At 43.5% G+C, this 20,567-nt stretch carries 19 protein-coding genes; 13 read left to right on the top strand and 6 right to left on the bottom strand.

Annotated features, from left to right (window positions below):
* Nucleotide 1: 1 nt before the first annotated feature.
* Complete coding sequence (waaA, locus tag BEA93_RS17095; RefSeq protein WP_000891578.1) at nucleotides 2-1,279, bottom strand: lipid IV(A) 3-deoxy-D-manno-octulosonic acid transferase; 1,278 nt, start codon at nucleotides 1,277-1,279, stop codon at nucleotides 2-4.
* 405 nt (nucleotides 1,280-1,684) lie between these two features.
* Here waaA and rfaQ point away from each other — a divergent pair, with 405 nt between their 5' ends.
* The 10 genes from rfaQ (at nucleotide 1,685) to BEA93_RS17045 (ending at nucleotide 11,643) form a co-directional block, all read left to right on the top strand.
* Nucleotides 1,685-2,755, top strand: a complete 1,071-nt coding sequence (gene rfaQ, locus BEA93_RS17090) for a lipopolysaccharide core heptosyltransferase RfaQ (protein WP_105224864.1) — start codon at nucleotides 1,685-1,687, stop codon at nucleotides 2,753-2,755.
* On the top strand, nucleotides 2,752-3,876 hold the full coding sequence (rfaG, locus tag BEA93_RS17085; protein WP_038355028.1) for a lipopolysaccharide glucosyltransferase I: 1,125 nt from the start codon (nucleotides 2,752-2,754) through the stop codon (nucleotides 3,874-3,876). Before rfaQ ends, rfaG begins: the two co-directional genes overlap by 4 nt.
* The gene (gene rfaP, locus BEA93_RS17080; RefSeq protein ID WP_016249414.1) at nucleotides 3,869-4,666 is read left to right on the top strand and encodes a lipopolysaccharide core heptose(I) kinase RfaP; all 798 of its coding nucleotides are present in this window, start codon (nucleotides 3,869-3,871) and stop codon (nucleotides 4,664-4,666) included. The genes rfaG and rfaP overlap by 8 nt, the downstream gene beginning before the upstream one ends.
* 31 nt (nucleotides 4,667-4,697) lie before the next feature.
* A complete protein-coding gene (locus BEA93_RS17075; RefSeq protein ID WP_024214641.1) occupies nucleotides 4,698-5,678 on the top strand; it encodes a glycosyltransferase family 8 protein in 981 nt (326 codons plus the stop codon).
* 19 nt (nucleotides 5,679-5,697) lie between these two features.
* A complete protein-coding gene (gene waaB / locus BEA93_RS17070; RefSeq protein ID WP_105224863.1) occupies nucleotides 5,698-6,777 on the top strand; it encodes a lipopolysaccharide 1,6-galactosyltransferase in 1,080 nt (359 codons plus the stop codon).
* The gene (waaO, locus tag BEA93_RS17065; RefSeq protein ID WP_105224862.1) at nucleotides 6,777-7,796 is read left to right on the top strand and encodes a lipopolysaccharide 3-alpha-galactosyltransferase; all 1,020 of its coding nucleotides are present in this window, start codon (nucleotides 6,777-6,779) and stop codon (nucleotides 7,794-7,796) included. The genes waaB and waaO overlap by 1 nt, the downstream gene beginning before the upstream one ends.
* 39 nt (nucleotides 7,797-7,835) lie before the next feature.
* Nucleotides 7,836-8,852: a lipopolysaccharide 1,2-glucosyltransferase RfaJ gene (gene rfaJ, locus BEA93_RS17060; protein WP_016249410.1), complete on the top strand. Its 1,017-nt coding sequence runs from the start codon at nucleotides 7,836-7,838 to the stop codon at nucleotides 8,850-8,852.
* Between the two features lie 17 nt (nucleotides 8,853-8,869).
* Nucleotides 8,870-9,568 (top strand): lipopolysaccharide core heptose(II) kinase RfaY, encoded by a 699-nt coding sequence (gene rfaY / locus BEA93_RS17055; protein ID WP_000615163.1) that lies wholly within the window; start codon nucleotides 8,870-8,872, stop codon nucleotides 9,566-9,568.
* A gap of 73 nt (nucleotides 9,569-9,641) precedes the next feature.
* Nucleotides 9,642-10,445: a 3-deoxy-D-manno-oct-2-ulosonate III transferase WaaZ gene (waaZ, locus tag BEA93_RS17050; protein WP_016249409.1), complete on the top strand. Its 804-nt coding sequence runs from the start codon at nucleotides 9,642-9,644 to the stop codon at nucleotides 10,443-10,445.
* A gap of 55 nt (nucleotides 10,446-10,500) precedes the next feature.
* Nucleotides 10,501-11,643: a lipopolysaccharide N-acetylglucosaminyltransferase gene (locus tag BEA93_RS17045; RefSeq protein WP_105224861.1), complete on the top strand. Its 1,143-nt coding sequence runs from the start codon at nucleotides 10,501-10,503 to the stop codon at nucleotides 11,641-11,643.
* A gap of 53 nt (nucleotides 11,644-11,696) precedes the next feature.
* On the opposite strand, the gene rfaL is transcribed toward BEA93_RS17045, so the two are convergent.
* The 4 genes from rfaL to rfaD are packed head-to-tail and all read right to left on the bottom strand — an operon-like array spanning nucleotide 11,697 to nucleotide 15,901.
* On the bottom strand, nucleotides 11,697-12,914 hold the full coding sequence (gene rfaL / locus BEA93_RS17040) for an O-antigen ligase RfaL (protein WP_016249407.1): 1,218 nt from the start codon (nucleotides 12,912-12,914) through the stop codon (nucleotides 11,697-11,699).
* Nucleotides 12,915-12,952: 38 nt separating this feature from the next.
* Nucleotides 12,953-13,909, bottom strand: a complete 957-nt coding sequence (gene rfaC / locus BEA93_RS17035; protein ID WP_016249406.1) for a lipopolysaccharide heptosyltransferase RfaC — start codon at nucleotides 13,907-13,909, stop codon at nucleotides 12,953-12,955.
* Between the two features lie 3 nt (nucleotides 13,910-13,912).
* Entirely contained in the window at nucleotides 13,913-14,959 is a 1,047-nt protein-coding gene (gene rfaF / locus BEA93_RS17030) for an ADP-heptose--LPS heptosyltransferase RfaF (RefSeq protein ID WP_000699256.1), read from the bottom strand.
* Between the two features lie 9 nt (nucleotides 14,960-14,968).
* Entirely contained in the window at nucleotides 14,969-15,901 is a 933-nt protein-coding gene (gene rfaD / locus BEA93_RS17025; protein WP_000587764.1) for an ADP-glyceromanno-heptose 6-epimerase, read from the bottom strand.
* Between the two features lie 213 nt (nucleotides 15,902-16,114).
* Here rfaD and kbl point away from each other — a divergent pair, with 213 nt between their 5' ends.
* The 3 genes from kbl to waaH all read left to right on the top strand — a co-directional run bounded on the left by kbl (nucleotide 16,115) and on the right by waaH (nucleotide 19,619).
* Entirely contained in the window at nucleotides 16,115-17,311 is a 1,197-nt protein-coding gene (gene kbl, locus BEA93_RS17020) for a glycine C-acetyltransferase (RefSeq protein ID WP_001213851.1), read from the top strand.
* Nucleotides 17,312-17,320: 9 nt separating this feature from the next.
* Nucleotides 17,321-18,346 carry an L-threonine 3-dehydrogenase gene (tdh, locus tag BEA93_RS17015; protein WP_000645981.1) on the top strand — a complete coding sequence of 342 codons (1,026 nt, stop codon included), beginning with the start codon at nucleotides 17,321-17,323 and terminating at the stop codon, nucleotides 18,344-18,346.
* Between the two features lie 238 nt (nucleotides 18,347-18,584).
* Nucleotides 18,585-19,619, top strand: a complete 1,035-nt coding sequence (gene waaH, locus BEA93_RS17010) for a UDP-glucuronate:LPS(HepIII) glycosyltransferase (protein WP_000982071.1) — start codon at nucleotides 18,585-18,587, stop codon at nucleotides 19,617-19,619.
* Here waaH and BEA93_RS17005 read toward each other — a convergent pair.
* The gene (locus BEA93_RS17005; RefSeq protein WP_000483843.1) at nucleotides 19,606-20,565 is read right to left on the bottom strand and encodes a divergent polysaccharide deacetylase family protein; all 960 of its coding nucleotides are present in this window, start codon (nucleotides 20,563-20,565) and stop codon (nucleotides 19,606-19,608) included. The genes waaH and BEA93_RS17005 overlap by 14 nt on opposite strands.
* Between the last annotated feature and the right edge of the window lie 2 nt (nucleotides 20,566-20,567).

The following is a 20,567-nucleotide window of genomic DNA, read 5'->3' as shown; positions in this document are numbered from 1 at the left end:
CTCAATGCGTTTTCGGTGGCAGGTAAGGTTCCAGCAGTTGAAGCAGACGCTGCAGCGCGCCCTGGTTTTGATACAGCACTTCAACGGCATGACGGCCATAGAAACTACGGTAATCGGCGTCAGTGAGCAAAGAGGAAACCTCTTTTGCCAGTGACGCGGCATCGGTGACGGTAATCAGCCCGCTTGCCTGCTCCAGCCGTGCGCAAATGTCTTTAAAGTTAAAAGTATGCGGCCCCATCAGTACCGGAATAGCGTGTGCGGCGGCTTCCAGCGGATTATGCCCACCGCGTTCGACCAATGAACCGCCAACAAAAGCGAGATCGGCAATGCCATACAGCAGCATCAGCTCGCCCATCGTATCGCCAATTACCACTTGTGTACTGGCGGAAGGGATTTCTCCGGAAGAGCGTGTGATATAGCTTAGCCCAGCCTGGCGGACAAGGTTAATCGCATCCGGGAAGCGTTCCGGATGACGTGGAACAAGAATAAGCAATAAATTAGGGAACTGCTGCAACAGCGCCTGATGTGCGGCAATCACCACACTCTCTTCGCCATCGTGAGTGCTGGTGGCAATCCATACCGGACGATGAGGAGCCCACTGGCGGCGCAGTGTTACTGCTTTAGCGGCTAGCTGCGGAGTTACCGAAATATCGAATTTCAGGCTACCAGTAACAGTCACCTGATTATTTTTTGCGCCCAGCGCCACAAAACGCGCGCCATCTTCTTCGTTTTGCGCGGCGATTAGTGTAATACGACGCAACAAGCGACGAACAAATTTGCCCAGTTTGGCGTACCCCGCCGCAGAGCGTGCAGAAAGTCGCGCGTTGGCGATAACCAGCGGGATCTTGCGCTTATGTAGTGCCGCAATCAGGTTAGGCCACAGCTCCGTTTCCATAATCAACACCAGTTTAGGATCGACTTTATTAAGAAAACGGTTGAGCGCATCGGGTAGATCGTAAGGCAGATAGACGTGCTGAACATCTTTACCGAAAGCAGATTGCACGCGTTCCGAGCCGGTCGGCGTCATAGTCGTGACGGTAATTGGCAAATCAGGATAGCGATGACGCAGCGCGCGCACCAACGGGATCGCCGCCAGGGTTTCACCGACGGAGACGGAGTGCAGCATGATGCCGCCTTGTTTCAGCGGATGGCGGTAAAAACCGTAACGTTCACCCCAGCGTTTTCGATAGGCCGGAGCCTTACGTCCGCGCACCCAAAGCCGTATCCAGATCAACGGCTGAATAAGGTAGAGAAGGGCGGTGTAAAGCAATTCAAGCATAATAAATAGCTGACTTATGGATGTGCTGGGGATTCTATGTATTTAGCTGGGGCTTTACCATTACTTTTCCCGTTTTTGACTTAAATAGCTTCTGTTTGGCCTGAACTGCCGCTACATCTCCAGTTTTTTTGTATTTTTATGCGATTTATTGAAACTCGACCCTATTTTCAACTCTACATCGGCTATACCGGTATTATCTGCGCGCTTTTTCTTATCTATATGATTTTTATGATTAAAACATATTTTGTGTATAAAAATCATTCGGGTCGGATTGCTGCGAAAGAAATGCTACACTAGCACGTCAAAGTAAGTGCGTTATCAGTATTCAGGTAGCTGTTGAGCCTGGGGCGGTAGCGTGCTTTTTTCTGCTTAACTTAACCAGACAATCATACAAAAGAGTCGCTAGTGGAAAAGCCATTTCGAAAAATCCTGGTCATAAAGATGCGATATCATGGAGATATGTTATTAACCACTCCTGTCATCAGTACGCTCAAGCAGAATTATCCTGATGCAAAAATCGATATGCTGCTTTATCAGGACACCATCCCTATTTTGTCTGAAAACCCGGAAATTAATGCGCTCTACGGTATAAGCAATAAAAGTGCAGGAACATTCGATAAAATTAAAAATGTGCTTTCATTGATAAAAACTCTGCGTGCGAATAATTACGACCTGGTCATTAATCTTACGGATCAGTGGATGGTGGCACTGTTGGTACGTTGTTTACCCGCACAGGTGAAAATATCGCAACTTTATGGTCATCGGCAGCATAGCATCTGGAAAAAAAGCTTTACACACTTAGCGCCAATACACGGCACACATATTGTTGAGCGTAATTTATCGGTCCTTGAGCCATTAGGTATTACCGATTTCTACACTGATACAACAATGAGTTACGCCGAAGATTGCTGGAAGAAGATGCGCCAGGAATTAGATGCTCTGGGCGTGAAAGAGCATTATGTTGTTATCCAGCCGACTGCTCGTCAGATATTTAAGTGCTGGGATAACGATAAATTTTCTAAGGTTATCGATGCGTTGCAACAGCGAGGGTATCAGGTTGTGCTGACCTGCGGGCCTTCGGCAGATGATCTCGCCTGTATCGATGAAATAGTGCAAGGCTGCCAAACAAAACCTGTCGCTGGCCTTGCGGGTAAAACACGGTTTACTGAACTGGGTGCTTTAATTGATCATGCCGTACTCTTTATTGGTGTGGATTCTGCACCAGGACATATTGCAGCGGCAGTGAAAACGCCAATAATTAGTTTATTTGGTGCAACTGATCACATATTCTGGCGTCCCTGGACTGAGAATATTATTCAATTCTGGGCGGGGAATTATCAGCAAATGCCGAGCCGACATGAACTTGACCGCAATAAAAAATATCTTTCTGTTATCCCCGCGGAAGATGTTATCGCCGCTGCGGAAAAGCTGCTGCCAGAAGATGCCCCTTCAGTTGACAGGAATGCACAATTATGATCGTGGCGTTTTGTTTATATAAATATTTTCCTTTTGGTGGGCTTCAACGTGATTTTATGCGTATTGCATCAACCGTTGCCGCACGAGGCCACCATGTTCGGGTCTATACGCAGTCGTGGGAAGGCGAGTGCCCAAAAACATTTGAGCTTATTCATGTGCCAGTTAAGTCCCATACCAACCATGGACGCAATGCAGAATATTATGCCTGGGTACAAAATCATCTCAAAGCGCATCCCGCTGATCGCGTTGTTGGGTTTAATAAGATGCCTGGGTTGGATGTTTATTTTGCCGCTGATGTTTGTTACGCCGAGAAAGTTGCGCAAGAAAAAGGTTTTTTATATCGTCTAACATCACGTTATCGTCATTATGCCGCATTTGAGCGAGCGACTTTCGAGCATGGTAAATCGACGAAACTCATGATGCTGACTGATAAGCAAATCACCGATTTCCAGAAGCATTATCAAACTGAACCTGAACGTTTTAAAATTCTTCCCCCCGGCATCTATCCGGACAGAAAATACAGCGAGCAAATCCCAAATAGCCGTGAAATTTATCGCCAGAAAAATGGCATAAAAGAGCAACAAAACTTATTGCTACAAGTTGGATCAGATTTTGTTCGTAAAGGTGTGGATCGCTCAATTGAAGCTTTGGCAGCGTTACCGGAATCATTACGCCACAATACGCTTTTGTTTGTTGTTGGCCAGGATAAACCGCGAAAATTCGAAGTGCTGGCAGAAAAACTCGGCGTGCGGAGCAACGTGCATTTCTTTTCCGGTCGCAATGATGTGTCAGAATTAATGGCTGCAGCCGATTTATTATTGCATCCCGCTTATCAGGAAGCTGCTGGTATCGTTCTCCTTGAAGCGATCACTGCTGGATTACCTGTTTTGACAACAGCGGTATGCGGCTACGCGCATTATATTGCCGATGCCAATTGTGGAACGGTTATCGCTGAACCTTTCTCCCAGGAACAATTAAATGAAGTTTTACGTAAAGCATTAACACAATCTTCATTGCGAATGGCCTGGGCGGAGAATGCTCGCCATTATGCCGATACTCAGGATTTGTATAGCTTGCCAGAGAAAGCCGCGGATATCATTACAGGTGGTTTAGATGGTTGAATTAAAAGAGCCGCTTGCCACACTTTGGCGTGGTAAAGATGCTTTTGCCGAAGTTAAGGAACTGAATGGTGAGGTCTTCCGCGAACTGGAGACACGTCGCACATTACGCTTTGAACTGTCCGGGAAAAGCTATTTTCTTAAATGGCACAAGGGGACAACATTAAAAGAGATTATAAAAAATCTTCTCTCATTGCGGATGCCCGTTTTGGGTGCAGACAGAGAGTGGCATGCTATTCATCGCCTGAGTGATGTCGGTGTTGATACGATGAATGGCATTGGGTTTGGTGAAAAAGGTTTAAATCCATTAACCCGTACATCATTTATTATTACCGAAGATCTCACTCCCACGATTAGCCTTGAAGATTATTGTGCAGATTGGGCAGTCAACCCACCTGATGTGCGTATTAAACGTATGTTGATCACGCGAGTGGCAACCATGGTGCGTAAAATGCACGCAGCAGGGATAAATCACCGTGACTGTTACATTTGCCACTTTTTGCTTCATTTGCCATTTACTGGCCGGGAAGATGAATTAAAAATTTCGGTTATCGATCTACATCGGGCGCAGATACGCTCAAAAGTACCGCGCCGTTGGCGCGATAAAGACTTGATTGGCTTATATTTCTCATCAATGAATATTGGTCTGACGCAGAGAGATATATGGCGATTTATGAAGGTTTATTTTGGAATGCCTTTACACGAAGTTTTATTGCGGGAAGTTAACTTAATTAAAGAAGCAGGAATTAAGGCGCAAAAAATAAAAGAAAGAACAATAAGGAAAAAGCTTTAAATGTTCATTTCTTATAATAAGGGCTTAAAAATTGTTAAATATTAGGAACTTCGTCGCTAAGAAACAAAATTTATTTCAACACGAAATACCGAATGTTAAACATTTGCATATAGCATTATGCTTTGACCGTGGATTCATAATGCCAGCGGGTGTTGCATTATATTCAATCATTTCAAATAATAGTGATATTAATCTTCACTTTCACCTTCTTGTTTCAGGAATAAGTGAAAATGAATGCTCCGTATTTTCCGAACTAGAGGGACCGAATACGTCAATATCAGTATATCATGTGACAGATGAATTTGATATTAATCCGGACACCTTAATCCTGGGCATCCCTTTATCAACGTGTTTGCGTTTTTTAATCCCAGAGGTTATTGATGATAAAATAACAAATATACTTTATCTTGATTGTGATATCATATGTAATAGCTCTTTATATGAGCTCGTTGATTACGATTTAAATGATTATATAGCATGCGTTATCCCTGACTCACCAGATATGCAAGACCGTGTGAAACAGTTAGACTATGGCATTGAATTTATCAATTATTTTAATGCCGGAGTTATGCTTATTAATACCAGCGCATGGAAAAACGAGAACATAACACAAAAAGCGTTGGAGATGATCAACAATGGGAAAGTATATAGGTATGCAGACCAGGATGTGCTAAATATTTTACTTAATGGGCGATTATATTACCTCGATAAAAAATATAATAAAAAGACAACATTATCAGTAAGATGTGATGAAGAACAAAAAAATTTACCCAACACAATTATAATGCATTATGTTACTCAGAATAAACCATGGTATAAAATATTTAGGGCACAAAACTTTGAACGTTATTTTTATAATTCACCGTGGAGACATCATAAAAGGATGTTATCACCATCATCAAGTGATATTAGGTTAAAAGCTAAAGTTTATTGGTCCGAAGGGAAATATGGCAAAGCCATTTCTTATTATTATCATTATCTGTTCGCTAAATTATTCAACGTGAAAATTTAGATGGAAAACTAATATAATTATGAAAATAGCATTTATCGGCGAAGCGGTTTCTGGATTTGGTGGCATGGAAACGGTTATCCGCGATGTCATTAATACCTTCAGGCAACAACACATCCAAAGTGAAATGTTTTTCTTTTGTCGCAATGACAAAATGGATAAGGGATGGTTGGAAGGTATTGAATACTCGTGTTCATTTTCCAATATTCGGTTAGGTTTTTTGCGTCGAACGAAACATATTCATGCTTTAAGCAAATGGCTTCAGGATTATCAGCCAGATGTTGTTATTTGTATTGACGTTATCTCGTGTTTGTATGCGGCCAAAGCACGTAAAAAATCAGGAATTGATGTGCCAGTATTTTCATGGCCACATTTTTCTTTAGATCACAAAAAACATGCTGAATATATCACCTGTGCCGACTATCATTTAGCAATCAGCTCTGGCATTAAACAGCAAATGATTAATCGGGGTGTACCAGAATCGACGATAAATGTTATTTTTAATCCAGCCGAAGCTAAAGACACAGTCATTCCTGCGCCTGAGGAAGGCGAAACGGCAACGTTCATTTATGTTGGGCGTATGAAATTCGAGGGCCAGAAGCGGGTTAAAGACCTCCTTGATGGCTTATCACGAGCGCAAGGTGACTGGAAACTCCATGTACTGGGTGATGGCTCCGATTTTGAAAAATGCCAGGCTTATAGTAGAGAATTAAATATTGATGACCGAATTGTCTGGTATGGTTGGCAACAATATCCTTGGGAATTAGTCCAGCAAGATATTAAAAAAGTGACTGCGTTATTGCTCACGTCATCTTTTGAAGGTTTCCCAATGACTTTACTTGAAGCTTTATCATGGGGAATTCCTTGTATCAGTGCCGATTGTGTCTCCGGACCTGCTGACATTATTCAATCTGATGTTAATGGTCATCTGTATCAACCGGGAGATATTACTGGTTTTGTAACTCTTCTGAATAAATATATAGCAGGTGAAATTCATATCGAACATGGAAAAATTCCTTCATCGATAGATAAGTTTTATAAACCGAAGTATTACGACAGATTACATAAGATAATTATTTCTGCTATTTCCCGGAGGAAATAATGCAGCAGGTGTTTTTCCAGGAAACTGAGTTTCTTAATTCAGTTATTGATTATAATCATAAAGTAGAAACAGAAAATCTTTGTCTGGACATCGCTTATGGAACTGACAAAAATTTTCTTTTTGGTTGCGGAATATCGATTGCTTCTATATTAAAATATAATGAAGGAAGTCGATTGTGTTTCCATATTTTTACTGATTATTTTGGTGATGATGATCGTAAGTATTTTGATGCCCTGGCGTTACAGTATAAAACCAGAATTAAAATATATCTGACTAATGGTGATCGACTTCGATCATTGCCAAGTACCAAGAACTGGACTTATGCAATATATTTTCGATTTATTATTGCGGATTACTTTATTAATAAGGTGCCTAAAGTCCTTTATCTGGATGCAGATATCATTTGCCAGGGGGCTATTGAGCCACTAATCAATTTCTCGTTTCCAGACTATAAAGTCGCAATGGTTGTTACGGAAGGCCAGGCTGACTGGTGGGAAAAACGCGCACATTCGTTAGGTGTTGCGGGGATTGCTAAAGGTTACTTTAACTCCGGTTTTTTATTTATCAATACAGAACAATGGGCAGTCGAGCAGGTTTCAGCGCGAGCCATTGCAATGTTAAATGAACCAGAAATAATCAAAAAAATAACACATCCTGATCAGGATGTATTAAATATGCTGCTGGCAGACAAACTTATTTTTGCTGATATTAAATATAACACCCAGTTTAGCTTAAATTATCAACTCAAAGAAAGTTTTAAAAACCCAGTAAACGAAAATACTATTTTTATCCATTATATCGGTCCAACCAAGCCCTGGCATGACTGGGCCTGGGATTATCCTGTATCACAAGCCTTTATGGAGGCAAAAAATGCTTCGCCATGGAAGAATACGGCGTTGCTGAAACCTAACAATAGCAATCAATTAAGGTATAGCGCAAAACATATGCTTAAAAAGCATAGATATCTAAAAGGATTTAGCAATTATCTTTTGTATTTTATTAAAAAGATAATGCATTAAAACTGGGAAACTATAAAATAATGATATAAGGGTAGCATTGTGGACTCATTTCCTGCCATAGAGATAGATAAAGTTAAAGCCTGGGATTTCCGGCTAACTGATATAAATACTTCTGAATGTTTAAATGTTGCCTATGGTGTCGATGCTAATTATCTTGATGGTGTAGGTGTTTCTATCACATCAATTGTTCTAAATAATCGACATATTAATCTTGATTTTTATATTATTGCTGATATCTACAATGATGATTTTTTTCAAAAAGTCGCAAAACTTGCAGAACAATACCAATTAAGAATCACGTTATATAGAATTAATACTGATAAGCTTCAGTGCTTGCCTTGTACACAGGTCTGGTCAAGAGCAATGTACTTTCGCTTATTTGCATTTCAATTATTGGGTTTAACGCTTGATCGTTTGCTTTATCTTGATGCGGATGTTGTTTGTAAAGGTGATATTAGCCCGCTATTGCATCTGGATTTAAACGGAGCGGTGGCTGCTGTTGTTAAAGATGTTGAGCCAATGCAGGAAAAGGCAGTGTCAAGGTTGTCTGATCCTGAACTACTGGGGCAGTACTTTAATTCTGGTGTCGTTTATTTAGACTTAAAAAAATGGGTTGACGCAAAACTAACAGAAAAAGCGTTGTCTATTCTTATGAGCAAAGATAATATTTATAAATATCCTGACCAGGATGTTATGAATGTCTTACTGAAGGGAATGACAATATTTTTACCTCGTGAGTACAATACAATTTATACAATTAAAAGTGAATTAAAAGATAAAACACATCAAAACTATAAAAAGTTGATTACAGAAAGTACTCTTCTTATTCATTATACAGGTGCTACTAAACCGTGGCACAAATGGGCAATATATCCATCGGTGAAATACTATAAAATAGCGTTAGAAAATTCCCCCTGGAAAGATGACTCTCCGCGAGATGCAAAATCAATTATTGAATTTAAAAAAAGATATAAACATCTGTTAGTGCAACATCATTATATCTCAGGAATCATAGCAGGAGTCTGTTATCTTTGCCGAAAATATTACCGTAAATAACATTTAACTGGTTTATCATGATTCAGAAGAACAAGATCAAAGACTTAGTTGTTTTTACCGATGAAAGCAATTCAAAGTATCTCAATGTATTAAATGACTTCTTGTCTTATAATATAAATATCATCAAAGTTTTTCGTTCTATTGATGATACGAAAGTCATGCTTATTGATACCGATTACGGTAAATTAATACTTAAGGTCTTTTCCCCGAAAGTTAAGCGTAACGAACGTTTCTTTAAGTCGCTGTTAAAAGGTGATTATTACGAACGCCTTTTTGAGCAAACCCAAAAAGTACGAAATGAAGGGTTAAATACCCTCAATGATTTTTATTTGTTGGCTGAGCGAAAAACCTTACGATTCGTCCATACTTATATTATGATTATCGAGTATATTGATGGTGTAGAGTTGTGTGATATACCCGATATTGATGATGTGCTAAAAAATAAAATTCAGCAATCAATTAATTCATTGCATCAACATGGTATGGTTTCTGGTGATCCTCATCGTGGTAACTTCATTATAAAAAATGGTGAGGTTAGAATTATTGATCTTTCAGGAAAACGTGCTTCAGCACAGCGTAAAGCGAAAGATCGTATTGATTTAGAGCGTCATTACGGTATTAAAAATGAGATTAAAGATCTAGGTTATTATCTTTTAGTATATCGTAAAAAAATGCGTAATTTTATGCGGCGTTTGAAAGGGAAACCAGCACGCTAAAATAGAAATATCCCGCAATTACTTGTCTTCGTTAGGCATTTTTACACGGAGTTATTTATTTCACAGGTTTATCATGAAGAATATTCGATACATTGACAAAAAGGATGTTGAAAACCTGATAGAAAATAAGACATCTGATGATGTTATTATTTTTCTGTCTGGTCCCACATCGCAAAAGACGCCTTTGTCGATATTACGGGCAAAGGATATTATTGCTGTCAATGGTTCAGCGCAATATCTGTTAAGTCATAATATTGTTCCCTTTATATATGTACTTACAGATGTTCGCTTTTTACATCAGCGTCGTGATGACTTTTATAAATTTAGCCAGAGAAGTCGTTATACCATAGTAAACATTGACGTTTATGAACACGCTTCCGAAGAAGATAAACTTTATATCCTCCAGAACTGCCTTGTATTACGGTCTTTTTACCGCCGGGAAAAAGGTGGTTTTATAAAGAAGATCAAATTTAATATTTTGAGTCAGATTCACAAAGAACTGCTGATCTCTGTACCTTGGTCTAAAAGAGGTCGTCTGGTCGGATTTTGCAAGGACATCAGTCTTGGTTATTGCTCATGTCATACTATTGCCTTTGCTGCAATTCAAATAGCATATTCACTGAAGTATGCACGGATTATTTGTTCTGGTCTGGATTTAACTGGTAGCTGCTCGCGATTCTATGATGAAAATAAGAATCCCATGCCCTCGGAATTAAGTAGAGATTTATTCAAAATATTACCCTTCTTCCGCTTTATGCGTGATAATGTAGAAGATATCAATATTTATAATTTATCTGATGATACAGCAATTCAATATGATATTATTCCATTTGTGAAAGTATCAGAAATTGAAGGCTCTTGTAGTTCGATAAAATAAACTAATATCTTTTATGTTGCTATGATGTTTTATAAAATATTGGGGTTGTTTAATAATGATTAAAAAGATAATGTTTACCGTTACACCAATATTTTCTATACCACCAAAAGGAGCTGCGGCAGTCGAAACATGGATTTATCAGGTTGCAAAAAGACTTTCGATGTCAGCAACTATTGCCTGTATTCGAAACGAGGGCTACCCGACCTACACAAAAGTAAATGATAAATGTGATATTCACTACATTGGTTTTAGTCGAATCTATAAACGTCTTTTCCAAAAGTGGACCCGACTTGATCCTGTGCCGTATTCTCAGCGTATTTTAAATACCCAACCTAAAAATGCTGATCTGAAAGAATCTGTTATTGTCATTCATAATAGTATGAAACTTTATAAACAGATTCGTGATAGAAGCCCCCGGGCGCAACTCGTCATGCATCTTCATAATGCTTTCGAACCAAGTCAGTTAGACAAAAATGCAAAGATAATTGTACCGAGCCAGTTTCTTTTTGATTTCTATTCAGAAAAAATGCCTGATGCAGATATTGCTATTGTGCCGAATGGTTTTTGTTCTGAATCTTATACACAAAATATTACGGAAGATTTAAGACAGAAGCTTAATATTGATGCCAATGATACCGTATTATTATTTGCAGGAAGGATATCACCAGATAAAGGATGCCTGATGCTTATGGAGGCTTTTAATAATCTGCGTGAGAAGCGAGACAATCTAAAATTGGTTATCGTTGGTGATCCTTATGCCAGTAGAAAAGGTGAAAAAGCTGAATATCAGAAAAAGGTTCTGGATGAGGCGAAAGCCATTGGCGCGCAATGTATTATGGCAGGTGGACAGCCGCCGGAGCAGATGCATAATTATTACCACTTAGCCGATCTGGTGGTTGTTCCTTCTCAGGTAGAAGAGGCTTTTTGCATGGTAGCCGTTGAAGCAATGGCGGCTGGTAAGCCTGTTCTTGCCAGTCAAAAAGGGGGGATTCGCGAGTTTGTCCTGGAAGGTATAACGGGCTATCACCTTGCTGAACCTATGACATCTGAAAGTATTCTCGCTGATATCAACCGGGTTTTAGCAGACAGTAATAGAACACAGATTACCGAAAATGCCCGGAAATTCGTTTTCTCAAAATATAGCTGGGAACATGTAACACAGTGTTTTGAAGAACAAATGCAAGACTGGTTTGGTTAAAAAATCATTTGATTTGAAGAGCCTGCCTGAACTTAATATCAGGCAGGCTTTTTTTATTTATTCCGCATTGCTAACAGTAAACTAACAATCAAGCCTATTGGTTTAAGATCAACTTCCTCGAAGTTGCCTCGAATAATATAAAAGCCGACAAAGGTTAAAAATAGCAATAAATGGCCATTGTAAGGGGAGACCATAACTTTTTTAAATATCACATTGGTTGTTTCTTTGATAATAGAGCCATACAGATAAAGTAAAGCGAGTAACCCAGCTAGACCTGCAGCAAACCAAATTGACAAAATAATGTTATGTGGCCCAATAGATTTCTTGCTTATCCAGGATGGAAAATCTACGACGCGTTTGTTATAAATACGATGGTAAATATCATCTCCGTAGCCATATCCCTTAAGCGGATTTTCCATTATTAATGTCCAGGCTGTACCCTGAGTGCCATTGGTGTAGCGATTAGAGCTGTCAGTTTGTTGAAGTTTATAAATAAGTCTATCTTTGTTGGTATTATCAACTTTATAGGTAAATACGCAAGCTGCAGCGATGGTAATAATTATGGAGGCAAGCATTAATAATTTCCACTGGCGATTTAAGATTAACCACAGTAGAGTAACAATGAATACTGCCAGCCATGCGCCTCGGGAGAGTGTTCCTAATAAAAGAAACAAGAAAACAACACTGAAAATTATAAAACCTATTTTATAAGATGTTTTCTTGATAAACCAAAGATTTAATAATGCGGGAAATAAGAACACCATTGAATCTGAAATGCTGCGATGTTCATATGTCGTAAATGGCATTATTCCTTTGTTATAATCCTGAATGTAAAGAATAATTTCAACAAGGCAACGTAACCCAAGTCCGCTAACTAATGAGTATAGTACAATTTTACCGATGCTTTCATTATCTTCATCTTTTAATAATGCGGGTATAAGTAAACTATATGCCAAAAATCCTTTAAGTACCGTATTACTGAACTCTTTAAAACTTACTTTCAGGTCGGGTGATATGAAAGTGGCATATAAAAGAATGAGTGACAGTGCTATGACACTATAAAAAAGATTGTTTTTATAGAGTGCTTTAAATGTTCCTGGAGCACGAGAAACCTGATAGATTACCGTGATGATCATTAGTACTGATATGATATGTTTATAACGGGTAATACCATCAAGGAAAAAGGTTGAAATAAAGAGAAATACCAACGCTTTATTCCAGTATGGTTTCCAGTTCTCTTTATTACGCAGCACCAGCGAGGCTGTTAACATTGCTTATCCACCATCTTAAATAATATATAATGTGTTAATCAGGAATTGATTTTTTTTAATACTGTATCTGCAGCCAAATGAGCAAGATCTTTATCTGCCGCCCTACAAACCACCTGATTCTTCCCATACCCGCCAATTAATCCCGGATCGGTCGGTCCATAAACAGTGATATTGGGTTTATCCAGAGCCGCAGTTAAATGGCTTAACCCCGTATCTACCGAAACCACGAATTTCGCCCCGGCCAGCACTCGGGCAACTCCTTCCAGACTCATCTTCGGCAATACGTCGACATAATCAAATCCCTCCGCCAGCCTTTTCGCCCGAGCTTCTTCATGCGGTGCGCCCCAAGGGAGTTTAATGCGGATCCCCGAATCTGCCAGCAAGCCGATTAATTCTCGCCAGTGCTCTTCCGGCCAGTGTTTATCATCACGGGTCGTGGCATGCAGAAATACAGCATATTCACCAGCATCCGGTAGTGGATTTGTCAGGAAATGCTGCGCAATAGCATAATCGCCCTGGGTTTGTGGTTTGCTATACCCCAGGCTTTTAGCGAACAACTCACGGGTTCGTTCTACGGCGTGCTGCTGTTTCGCAATATGGTGCTTGCGATTATAAAACAGGCTTGCCAGTGGTTCGCGAGCAGTTTGCCAGTCCATTCCATGCTTAACGCCATGCGCCAGACGTGTCACCAGCGCGGCACTTTTTACCAGTCCTTGCGCATCAATAATCGCGTCATAGTTTTCCGCCCGTAGCGCTTCACGAAACGCTTTCCGCTCTGCTTTAACAGGCGCTGAAAACCACGCTTTACGCCAGCGACGTATCGCTACCGGAATAACCCGCTCAACGGCGGCGTGCCAGGAAGGAATTTGTGCAAAACCTTCTTCCACCACCCAGTCAAACGTAATCCCTGGGATTGCCTGCTGTGCATCGGTGAGCGCGGGCAGCGTGTGGAGAACATCGCCCATCGACGATGTTTTGACGATCAGTACCCGCATCCGTCAGGCTTCCTCTTGTAACAACAGCGTGTTGAGTTCTTCCAGCACGAGTTGTGGCGTAATGTCGACCAGGCTCTGGTGATAACCCTCTGCGGCGTCACCTTTACGCACTTTGTGATAACCCGTAATCAGGCGGATCACCCGCGCTTTATGGGAAAGCGGCGGTGTGAAGTCTGGGCTGCTCGGGCCATACAGTGCAACCAGTGGGCGATTAAGCGCTGCCGCAACGTGCATCAGCCCTGAATCATTAGTGACAATGGCTTTACAAGCCGCAATCAGGATAACCGCTTGATCAAGTTGCGTTTCCCCTGCCAGATTACGACACCACGACTGCTGCTCGGTATTCAATGCCGCAAGGATCTCATTACCCGCTTCATGATCTTTAGCCGAGCCAAACAGAACCACCTGATAACCTTCATCAATGAGCTGTTTCGCCAGTTCCGCGTAGTGGTAGTGCGGCCAGCGTTTTGCCGGACCAAACTCTGCACCAGGGCAAAAGCCAATCATCGGGCGTTCTGATGAGAGGGAAAATTGATTACAGGTATACGATTTTTCACCTTCGCTCACCTGTAGCTGCGGCCATAGCAGTGGCTGCGGCAGATCTTGTGCTGTGCGCATAATGCCTTTGTCGTAGGCCAGCGCGACATAGCGTTCCACCATCAGTGGCCAGGCTTCTTTATCAAGTACGCGAACATCGTTGAGTAAACCATAGCGCATTTCACCACGCCAGCCGGTGCGATGAGGAATACCTGCGAAGAAAGGCACTAATGCTGATTTAAAGGAGTTGGGTAAGACGTAGGCGCGGTCGTAACGTTTTTCGCGCAGGCTATGCCCCAGCTTGCGGCGTTCGCTAATCTCCAGCGCCCCATGACCGAGGGGCATGGGAATGGCTTCGTTGACTTCCGGCATCCGCGACAATAACGGACGGCACCAGGCAGGTGCCATCACGTCGATTATCGCCTGGGGATAGCGCGCCTGGAGCGTACGATAGAGACTTTGCGACATCATCATGTCGCCAACCCAAGACGGGCCGATCACCAGTATTTTCATTCAAAGCTCTTATGCGTCGCGATTCAACCAGGCCATATATTCCGTTACGCCTTCGGCAACGGTTTTGAATGGTTTGTCATAACCCGCAGCACGCAGGTTAGTGAGATCTGCCTGGGTGAATGCCTGATAACGGCCTTTCAGTTTATCCGGGAACGGAATGTATTCGATCTGGCCTTTCTTGTGATAAGCCAGCGTCGCATCCGCCACGGCCTGGAAAGATTCTGCACGACCGGTGCCGAGGTTAAAGATGCCGGAAACGCCATTTTCCAGGAACCACAGGTTCACATCAGCCACGTCGCCCACGTAGACGAAGTCGCGTTTAAAGTTTTCGCTACCTTCGAACAGTTTCGGTGATTCACCGTTGTTAAGCTGAGTGTTGAGATGGAAAGCGACGCTCGCCATGCTGCCTTTATGGCCTTCACGCGGCCCATAAACGTTGAAGTAACGGAAACCGACAATCTGCGAGTTCGCTTCTGGCAGGATTTGACGAACATATTCATCAAACAGGAATTTTGAGTAACCGTAGACGTTCAGTGGTTTTTCGTATTCGCGGGATTCGATAAAGTCGGAGGTGCGTCCGCCATAGGTGGCTGCGGAAGATGCATACAGGAATGGGATTTCGCGTTCCAGACAGTAGTGCAGCAGCTCTTTGGAGTATTGATAGTTGTTATCCATCATATACTTGCCATCCCACTCGGTGGTGGAAGAGCACGCGCCTTCATGGAAAATCGCTTCGACATCACCGAACTCTTCGCCAGCCATAATCTGGATCAGGAAGTCTTCCTTATCCATATAGTCTGCGATATTCAGATCCACCAGGTTCACAAACTTGGTGCCGTCTTTCAGGTTGTCCACCACCAGAATATCGGTGATGCCTTTATCATTCAGGGCCTTAACGATGTTGCTGCCGATAAAGCCCGCGCCGCCGGTAACGATGATCATAACTGTAACCTTCGAATTATGGAGTCAGAGACAATCTCAGACACGAATACTTCTATCATATCACTACACGGCGTTGGCTTCAGCCATTCACCGAAAGTGAGAATGATGGGCGTTATTTATTCTAAATTTTACAGAAGTGTTAACGCGTCATCTCGTCGCGACCTGTAAGTTTGGGTAATATGTGCGGGAATTTGTCCTGTCTGGAGAGTCGCAATGCGTGGAGAATTTTATCAGCAGTTAACTAACGACCTGGAAACCGCAAGGGCGGAAGGGTTGTTTAAAGAAGAGCGCATTATCACGTCTGCGCAACAAGCGGACATCACTGTGGCTGATGGAAGCCACGTCATTAACTTTTGTGCCAATAACTATCTCGGGTTGGCGAACCATCCTGAGCTGATTGCGGCGGCAAAGGCGGGAATGGATTCTCACGGTTTCGGGATGGCTTCAGTACGTTTTATTTGCGGTACTCAGGATAGCCATAAAGAGCTTGAGCAGAAACTGGCAGCATTCCTGGGTATGGAAGATGCGATTCTCTACTCATCCTGTTTTGACGCCAACGGTGGTCTGTTTGAAACGCTGCTGGGCGCAGAAGACGCCATTATCTCTGACGCGCTGAATCACGCTTCGATCATTGACGGTGTGCGTCTGTGCAAAGCCAAACGCTATCGCTACGCCAATAACGATATGCAGGAGCTGGAAGCGCGGCTGAAAGAAGCGCGTGAATCCGGGGCGCGCCATGTGTTAATCGCCACCGATGGTGTGTTCTCTATGGATGGCGTAATTGCCAACCTGAAAGGAGTTTGCGATCTCGCGGATAAATACGACGCTTTGGTGATGGTCGATGACTCTCATGCTGTCGGTTTTGTCGGTGAAAACGGCCGCGGTTCTCATGAATACTGCGACGTGATGGGCCGTGTCGATATCATCACCGGCACGCTGGGTAAAGCGCTGGGCGGTGCTTCCGGCGGTTACACCGCGGCGCGCAAAGAAGTGGTTGAGTGGCTGCGCCAGCGTTCTCGTCCGTACTTATTCTCCAACTCGCTGGCACCGGCCATTGTCGCCGCTTCCATTAAAGTGCTGGAGATGGTCGAAGCGGGCAGTGAACTGCGTGACCGCCTGTGGGCGAACGCGCGTCAGTTCCGTGAGCAGATGTCAGCCGCTGGCTTTACCCTGGCGGGTGCCGATCACGCCATTATTCCGGTCATGCTTGGTGATGCTGTAGTGGCACAGAAATTTGCTCGTGAGCTGCAAAAAGAGGGCATTTACGTTACCGGTTTCTTCTATCCGGTCGTACCGAAAGGTCAGGCACGTATTCGTACCCAGATGTCTGCGGCGCATACTCCTGAGCAAATTACGCGTGCGGTCGAAGCGTTCACGCGTATTGGTAAACAACTGGGCGTTATCGCCTGAGGATGTGAGATGAAAGCGTTATCCAAACTGAAAGCGGAAGAGGGCATCTGGATGACCGACGTTCCTGAACCGGAACTCGGACATAACGACCTGCTGATTAAAATCCGTAAAACAGCCATCTGCGGGACTGACGTTCACATCTACAACTGGGATGAGTGGTCGCAAAAAACCATTCCGGTGCCAATGGTCGTAGGCCATGAATATGTTGGTGAAGTGGTTGGTATTGGCCAGGAAGTGAAAGGCTTCAAAATTGGCGATCGCGTTTCCGGTGAAGGCCATATTACTTGCGGTCATTGCCGTAATTGCCGTGGTGGTCGTACTCATCTGTGCCGCAACACGATCGGCGTCGGCGTTAATCGTCCGGGTTGCTTCGCTGAATATCTGGTGATCCCGGCATTCAACGCCTTCAAAATTCCCGACAATATCTCCGACGACTTAGCTGCGATTTTCGATCCGTTCGGTAATGCGGTACACACGGCGCTGTCGTTCGATCTGGTTGGCGAGGATGTGCTGGTTTCTGGTGCGGGGCCAATTGGTATTATGGCGGCGGCGGTGGCAAAACACGTCGGCGCACGCAACGTGGTGATCACCGACGTTAACGAATACCGTCTGGAGTTGGCGCGTAAAATGGGCATCACTCGCGCGGTTAACGTTGCCAAAGAAAACCTCAATGATGTAATGGCAGAACTCGGCATGACCGAAGGGTTTGATGTTGGTCTGGAGATGTCCGGTGCGCCAGCGGCGTTCCGCACCATGCTGGACACCATGAATCACGGCGGTCGTATTGCGATGCTGGGTATCCCGCCGTCTGACATGTCTATCGACTGGACAAAAGTGATCTTTAAGGGCTTGTTCATTAAAGGCATTTACGGCCGTGAGATGTTCGAAACCTGGTATAAAATGGCGGCGCTGATTCAGTCTGGTCTGGATCTCTCGCCAATCATTACCCATCGTTTCTCCATCGATGATTTCCAGAAAGGCTTTGACGCCATGCGTTCTGGCCAGTCCGGGAAAGTTATCCTGAGCTGGGATTAACACAAAAAAGGGCTGGCATTCCAGCCCTTTTTCCTGAGGATAATCCGTTAAATATGTAAAATCTTGTCAGTACAATAAAGAATAAGTAATTGAGCTGTTCTCTTATATAGCTGTTCTCATTATCTCTCTAACCTGAAGTTACTCTCTCACCCGTAAAAATAATATCTCACAGGCTTAATAGTTTCTTAATGCAAAGCCTGTACAAAGGAACGGTAATTTCAGAGGTCGTCGGTAACTTATGATGAACAGCACCAATAAACTTAGTGTTATTATCCCGTTATATAATGCGGGCGATGATTTTCGCACGTGTATGGAATCTTTAATTGCGCAAACCTGGACTGCTCTGGAAATTATTATTATTAACGATGGTTCAACGGATAATTCTGTTGAAATAGCAAAGCATTACGCGGAAAACTATCCGCACGTTCGCTTGTTGCATCAGGCGAATGCTGGCGCATCGGTAGCGCGTAATCGTGGGATTGAGGCGGCGACGGGCAAATATGTCGCTTTTGTCGATGCAGATGATGAAGTCTATCCCTCTATGTACGAAACGCTGATGACAATGGCGTTAGAGGATGATCTCGACGTGGCGCAGTGCAATGCTGACTGGTGTTTTCGTGATACCGGGGAAACCTGGCAATCTATTCCCACCGATCGCCTTCGCTCAACCGGCGTGTTAACTGGCCCGGACTGGCTGCGGATGGGGCTTTCTTCCCGCCGCTGGACTCACGTTGTCTGGATGGGCGTTTATCGCCGCGATGTTATTGTAAAAAATAACATTAAATTTATTGCCGGATTACATCATCAGGATATTGTCTGGACAACAGAATTTATGTTTAACGCGCTGCGCGCGCGATATACCGAGCAACCATTATATAAATATTATCTGCATAATTCGTCAGTGAGTCGTCTGAATAGACAAGGGAATAAAAACCTTAATTATCAACGCCACTATATTAAAATCACGCGTCTGCTGGAAAAATTAAATCGCCAGTACGCCGACAAAATTACGATTTATCCGGAATTTCATCAGCAAATAACGTATGAAGCATTGCGCGTTTGCCATGCGGTACGTAAAGAGCCGGATATTATTACCCGCCAGCAGATGATTGCCGAGATATTTACTTCCGGCATGTATAAGCGCCTGATTACTAATGTGCGCAGCGTGAAGGTGGGTTATCAGGCGTTGCTGTGGTCTTTCCGCTTATGGCAATGGCGCGACAAAACACGGTCGCACCATCGCATTACGCGTAGCGCCTTTAATTTGCGCTAGCGTTAAGTTTTGCCGCTTCGGGCTGTTTGCCCCAGCCTTGCCACTGATGCTGGAAGTAAACGATCAGTGTGCTCTGGCTGATGCTTTCGCTTAATACTTCAAAGAAGCGATTAGCATAAACCGGTTCCAGCGGTTTCTTCGGTTTACACAGCTTCACACCACGGAACGGATTACGCGGCGCGTTGGGCACGGTGTTTTTCGGCGGAGTCGATGTATCGACCTGCGGTTCATTCAGCAAGCTGCTGGCTTTCACCAGCGTAATGTCTGGCGGCAGGTTATAAACCATCTGCTGCAGCACACGTACCGTTGAAGGGTGAGGATGACCAATGGCGATCGTCGAACCGTTGCGACGCGCCAGTTCAATTGCGCGATTAAACTGCACACGAATATCCGCTTCGTTTTGCGAATCGTCGAGGAATACCTTCCGTTTAATAACTTTCACGCCAGTACCTTGCGCGGCGCGCATCGCCTGGGTATTGCCGATGGTTACGCTGTCGAGGAAGTAAAGATTGTAACGTGCCAGCGCCTGCATCACTTTCTGCATACCAAACAGGTTCGAGGTCATCTTGCTGCCCATGTGGTTGTTGATCCCCACAGCATAGGGCACGTTATTGACTGCACTGCGAATGATGCGCTCAATTTCGTCGCTACTCATTTCCGGGCGCAACGTATTTTTTTCCAGCGGCTGTTTACTCAATGGTGCCATCGGCAGATGAATCAACACTTCGTGACCGCTGTTATGCGCTTTGGTCGCCATCTCTCTGGCGTGCGGCGAGTCGGGTAGCACGGCGACGGAGATAGCGGATGGCATCGCCAGCACCTGGTTTTCGTTGTGCGGGCGATAGCCAAAATCATCAATAACGATGGCAAGTTTGCCAGCAAGTACGGGGGAGGAAAGCGCCAACAGAGCGGCAAATGCAAGAACGTTACGACGAAATGGAAACAAAA

Source organism: Escherichia sp. MOD1-EC5950 (assembly GCF_002965345.1).
Lineage (GTDB): Bacteria > Pseudomonadota > Gammaproteobacteria > Enterobacterales > Enterobacteriaceae > Escherichia > Escherichia marmotae.
The sequence above is the reverse complement of the archived record's forward strand: the minus strand, read 5'-3'. Positions and strand labels throughout refer to the sequence as shown.

Coding starts and splice junctions, on each gene's coding strand:
- BEA93_RS17045 (WP_105224861.1), top strand. CDS start 10,501: ATGATTAAAAAGATAATGTTTACCGTTACACCAATATTTTCTATACCA.
- waaB (WP_105224863.1), top strand. CDS start 5,698: ATGAAAATAGCATTTATCGGCGAAGCGGTTTCTGGATTTGGTGGCATG.
- rfaD (WP_000587764.1), bottom strand. CDS start 15,901: ATGATCATCGTTACCGGCGGCGCGGGCTTTATCGGCAGCAACATCGTT.
- kbl (WP_001213851.1), top strand. CDS start 16,115: ATGCGTGGAGAATTTTATCAGCAGTTAACTAACGACCTGGAAACCGCA.
- rfaL (WP_016249407.1), bottom strand. CDS start 12,914: ATGTTAACAGCCTCGCTGGTGCTGCGTAATAAAGAGAACTGGAAACCA.
- waaZ (WP_016249409.1), top strand. CDS start 9,642: ATGAAGAATATTCGATACATTGACAAAAAGGATGTTGAAAACCTGATA.
- rfaC (WP_016249406.1), bottom strand. CDS start 13,909: ATGCGGGTACTGATCGTCAAAACATCGTCGATGGGCGATGTTCTCCAC.
- tdh (WP_000645981.1), top strand. CDS start 17,321: ATGAAAGCGTTATCCAAACTGAAAGCGGAAGAGGGCATCTGGATGACC.
- rfaY (WP_000615163.1), top strand. CDS start 8,870: ATGATTCAGAAGAACAAGATCAAAGACTTAGTTGTTTTTACCGATGAA.
- waaH (WP_000982071.1), top strand. CDS start 18,585: ATGATGAACAGCACCAATAAACTTAGTGTTATTATCCCGTTATATAAT.
- rfaF (WP_000699256.1), bottom strand. CDS start 14,959: ATGAAAATACTGGTGATCGGCCCGTCTTGGGTTGGCGACATGATGATG.
- waaO (WP_105224862.1), top strand. CDS start 6,777: ATGCAGCAGGTGTTTTTCCAGGAAACTGAGTTTCTTAATTCAGTTATT.
- rfaG (WP_038355028.1), top strand. CDS start 2,752: ATGATCGTGGCGTTTTGTTTATATAAATATTTTCCTTTTGGTGGGCTT.
- rfaP (WP_016249414.1), top strand. CDS start 3,869: ATGGTTGAATTAAAAGAGCCGCTTGCCACACTTTGGCGTGGTAAAGAT.
- waaA (WP_000891578.1), bottom strand. CDS start 1,279: ATGCTTGAATTGCTTTACACCGCCCTTCTCTACCTTATTCAGCCGTTG.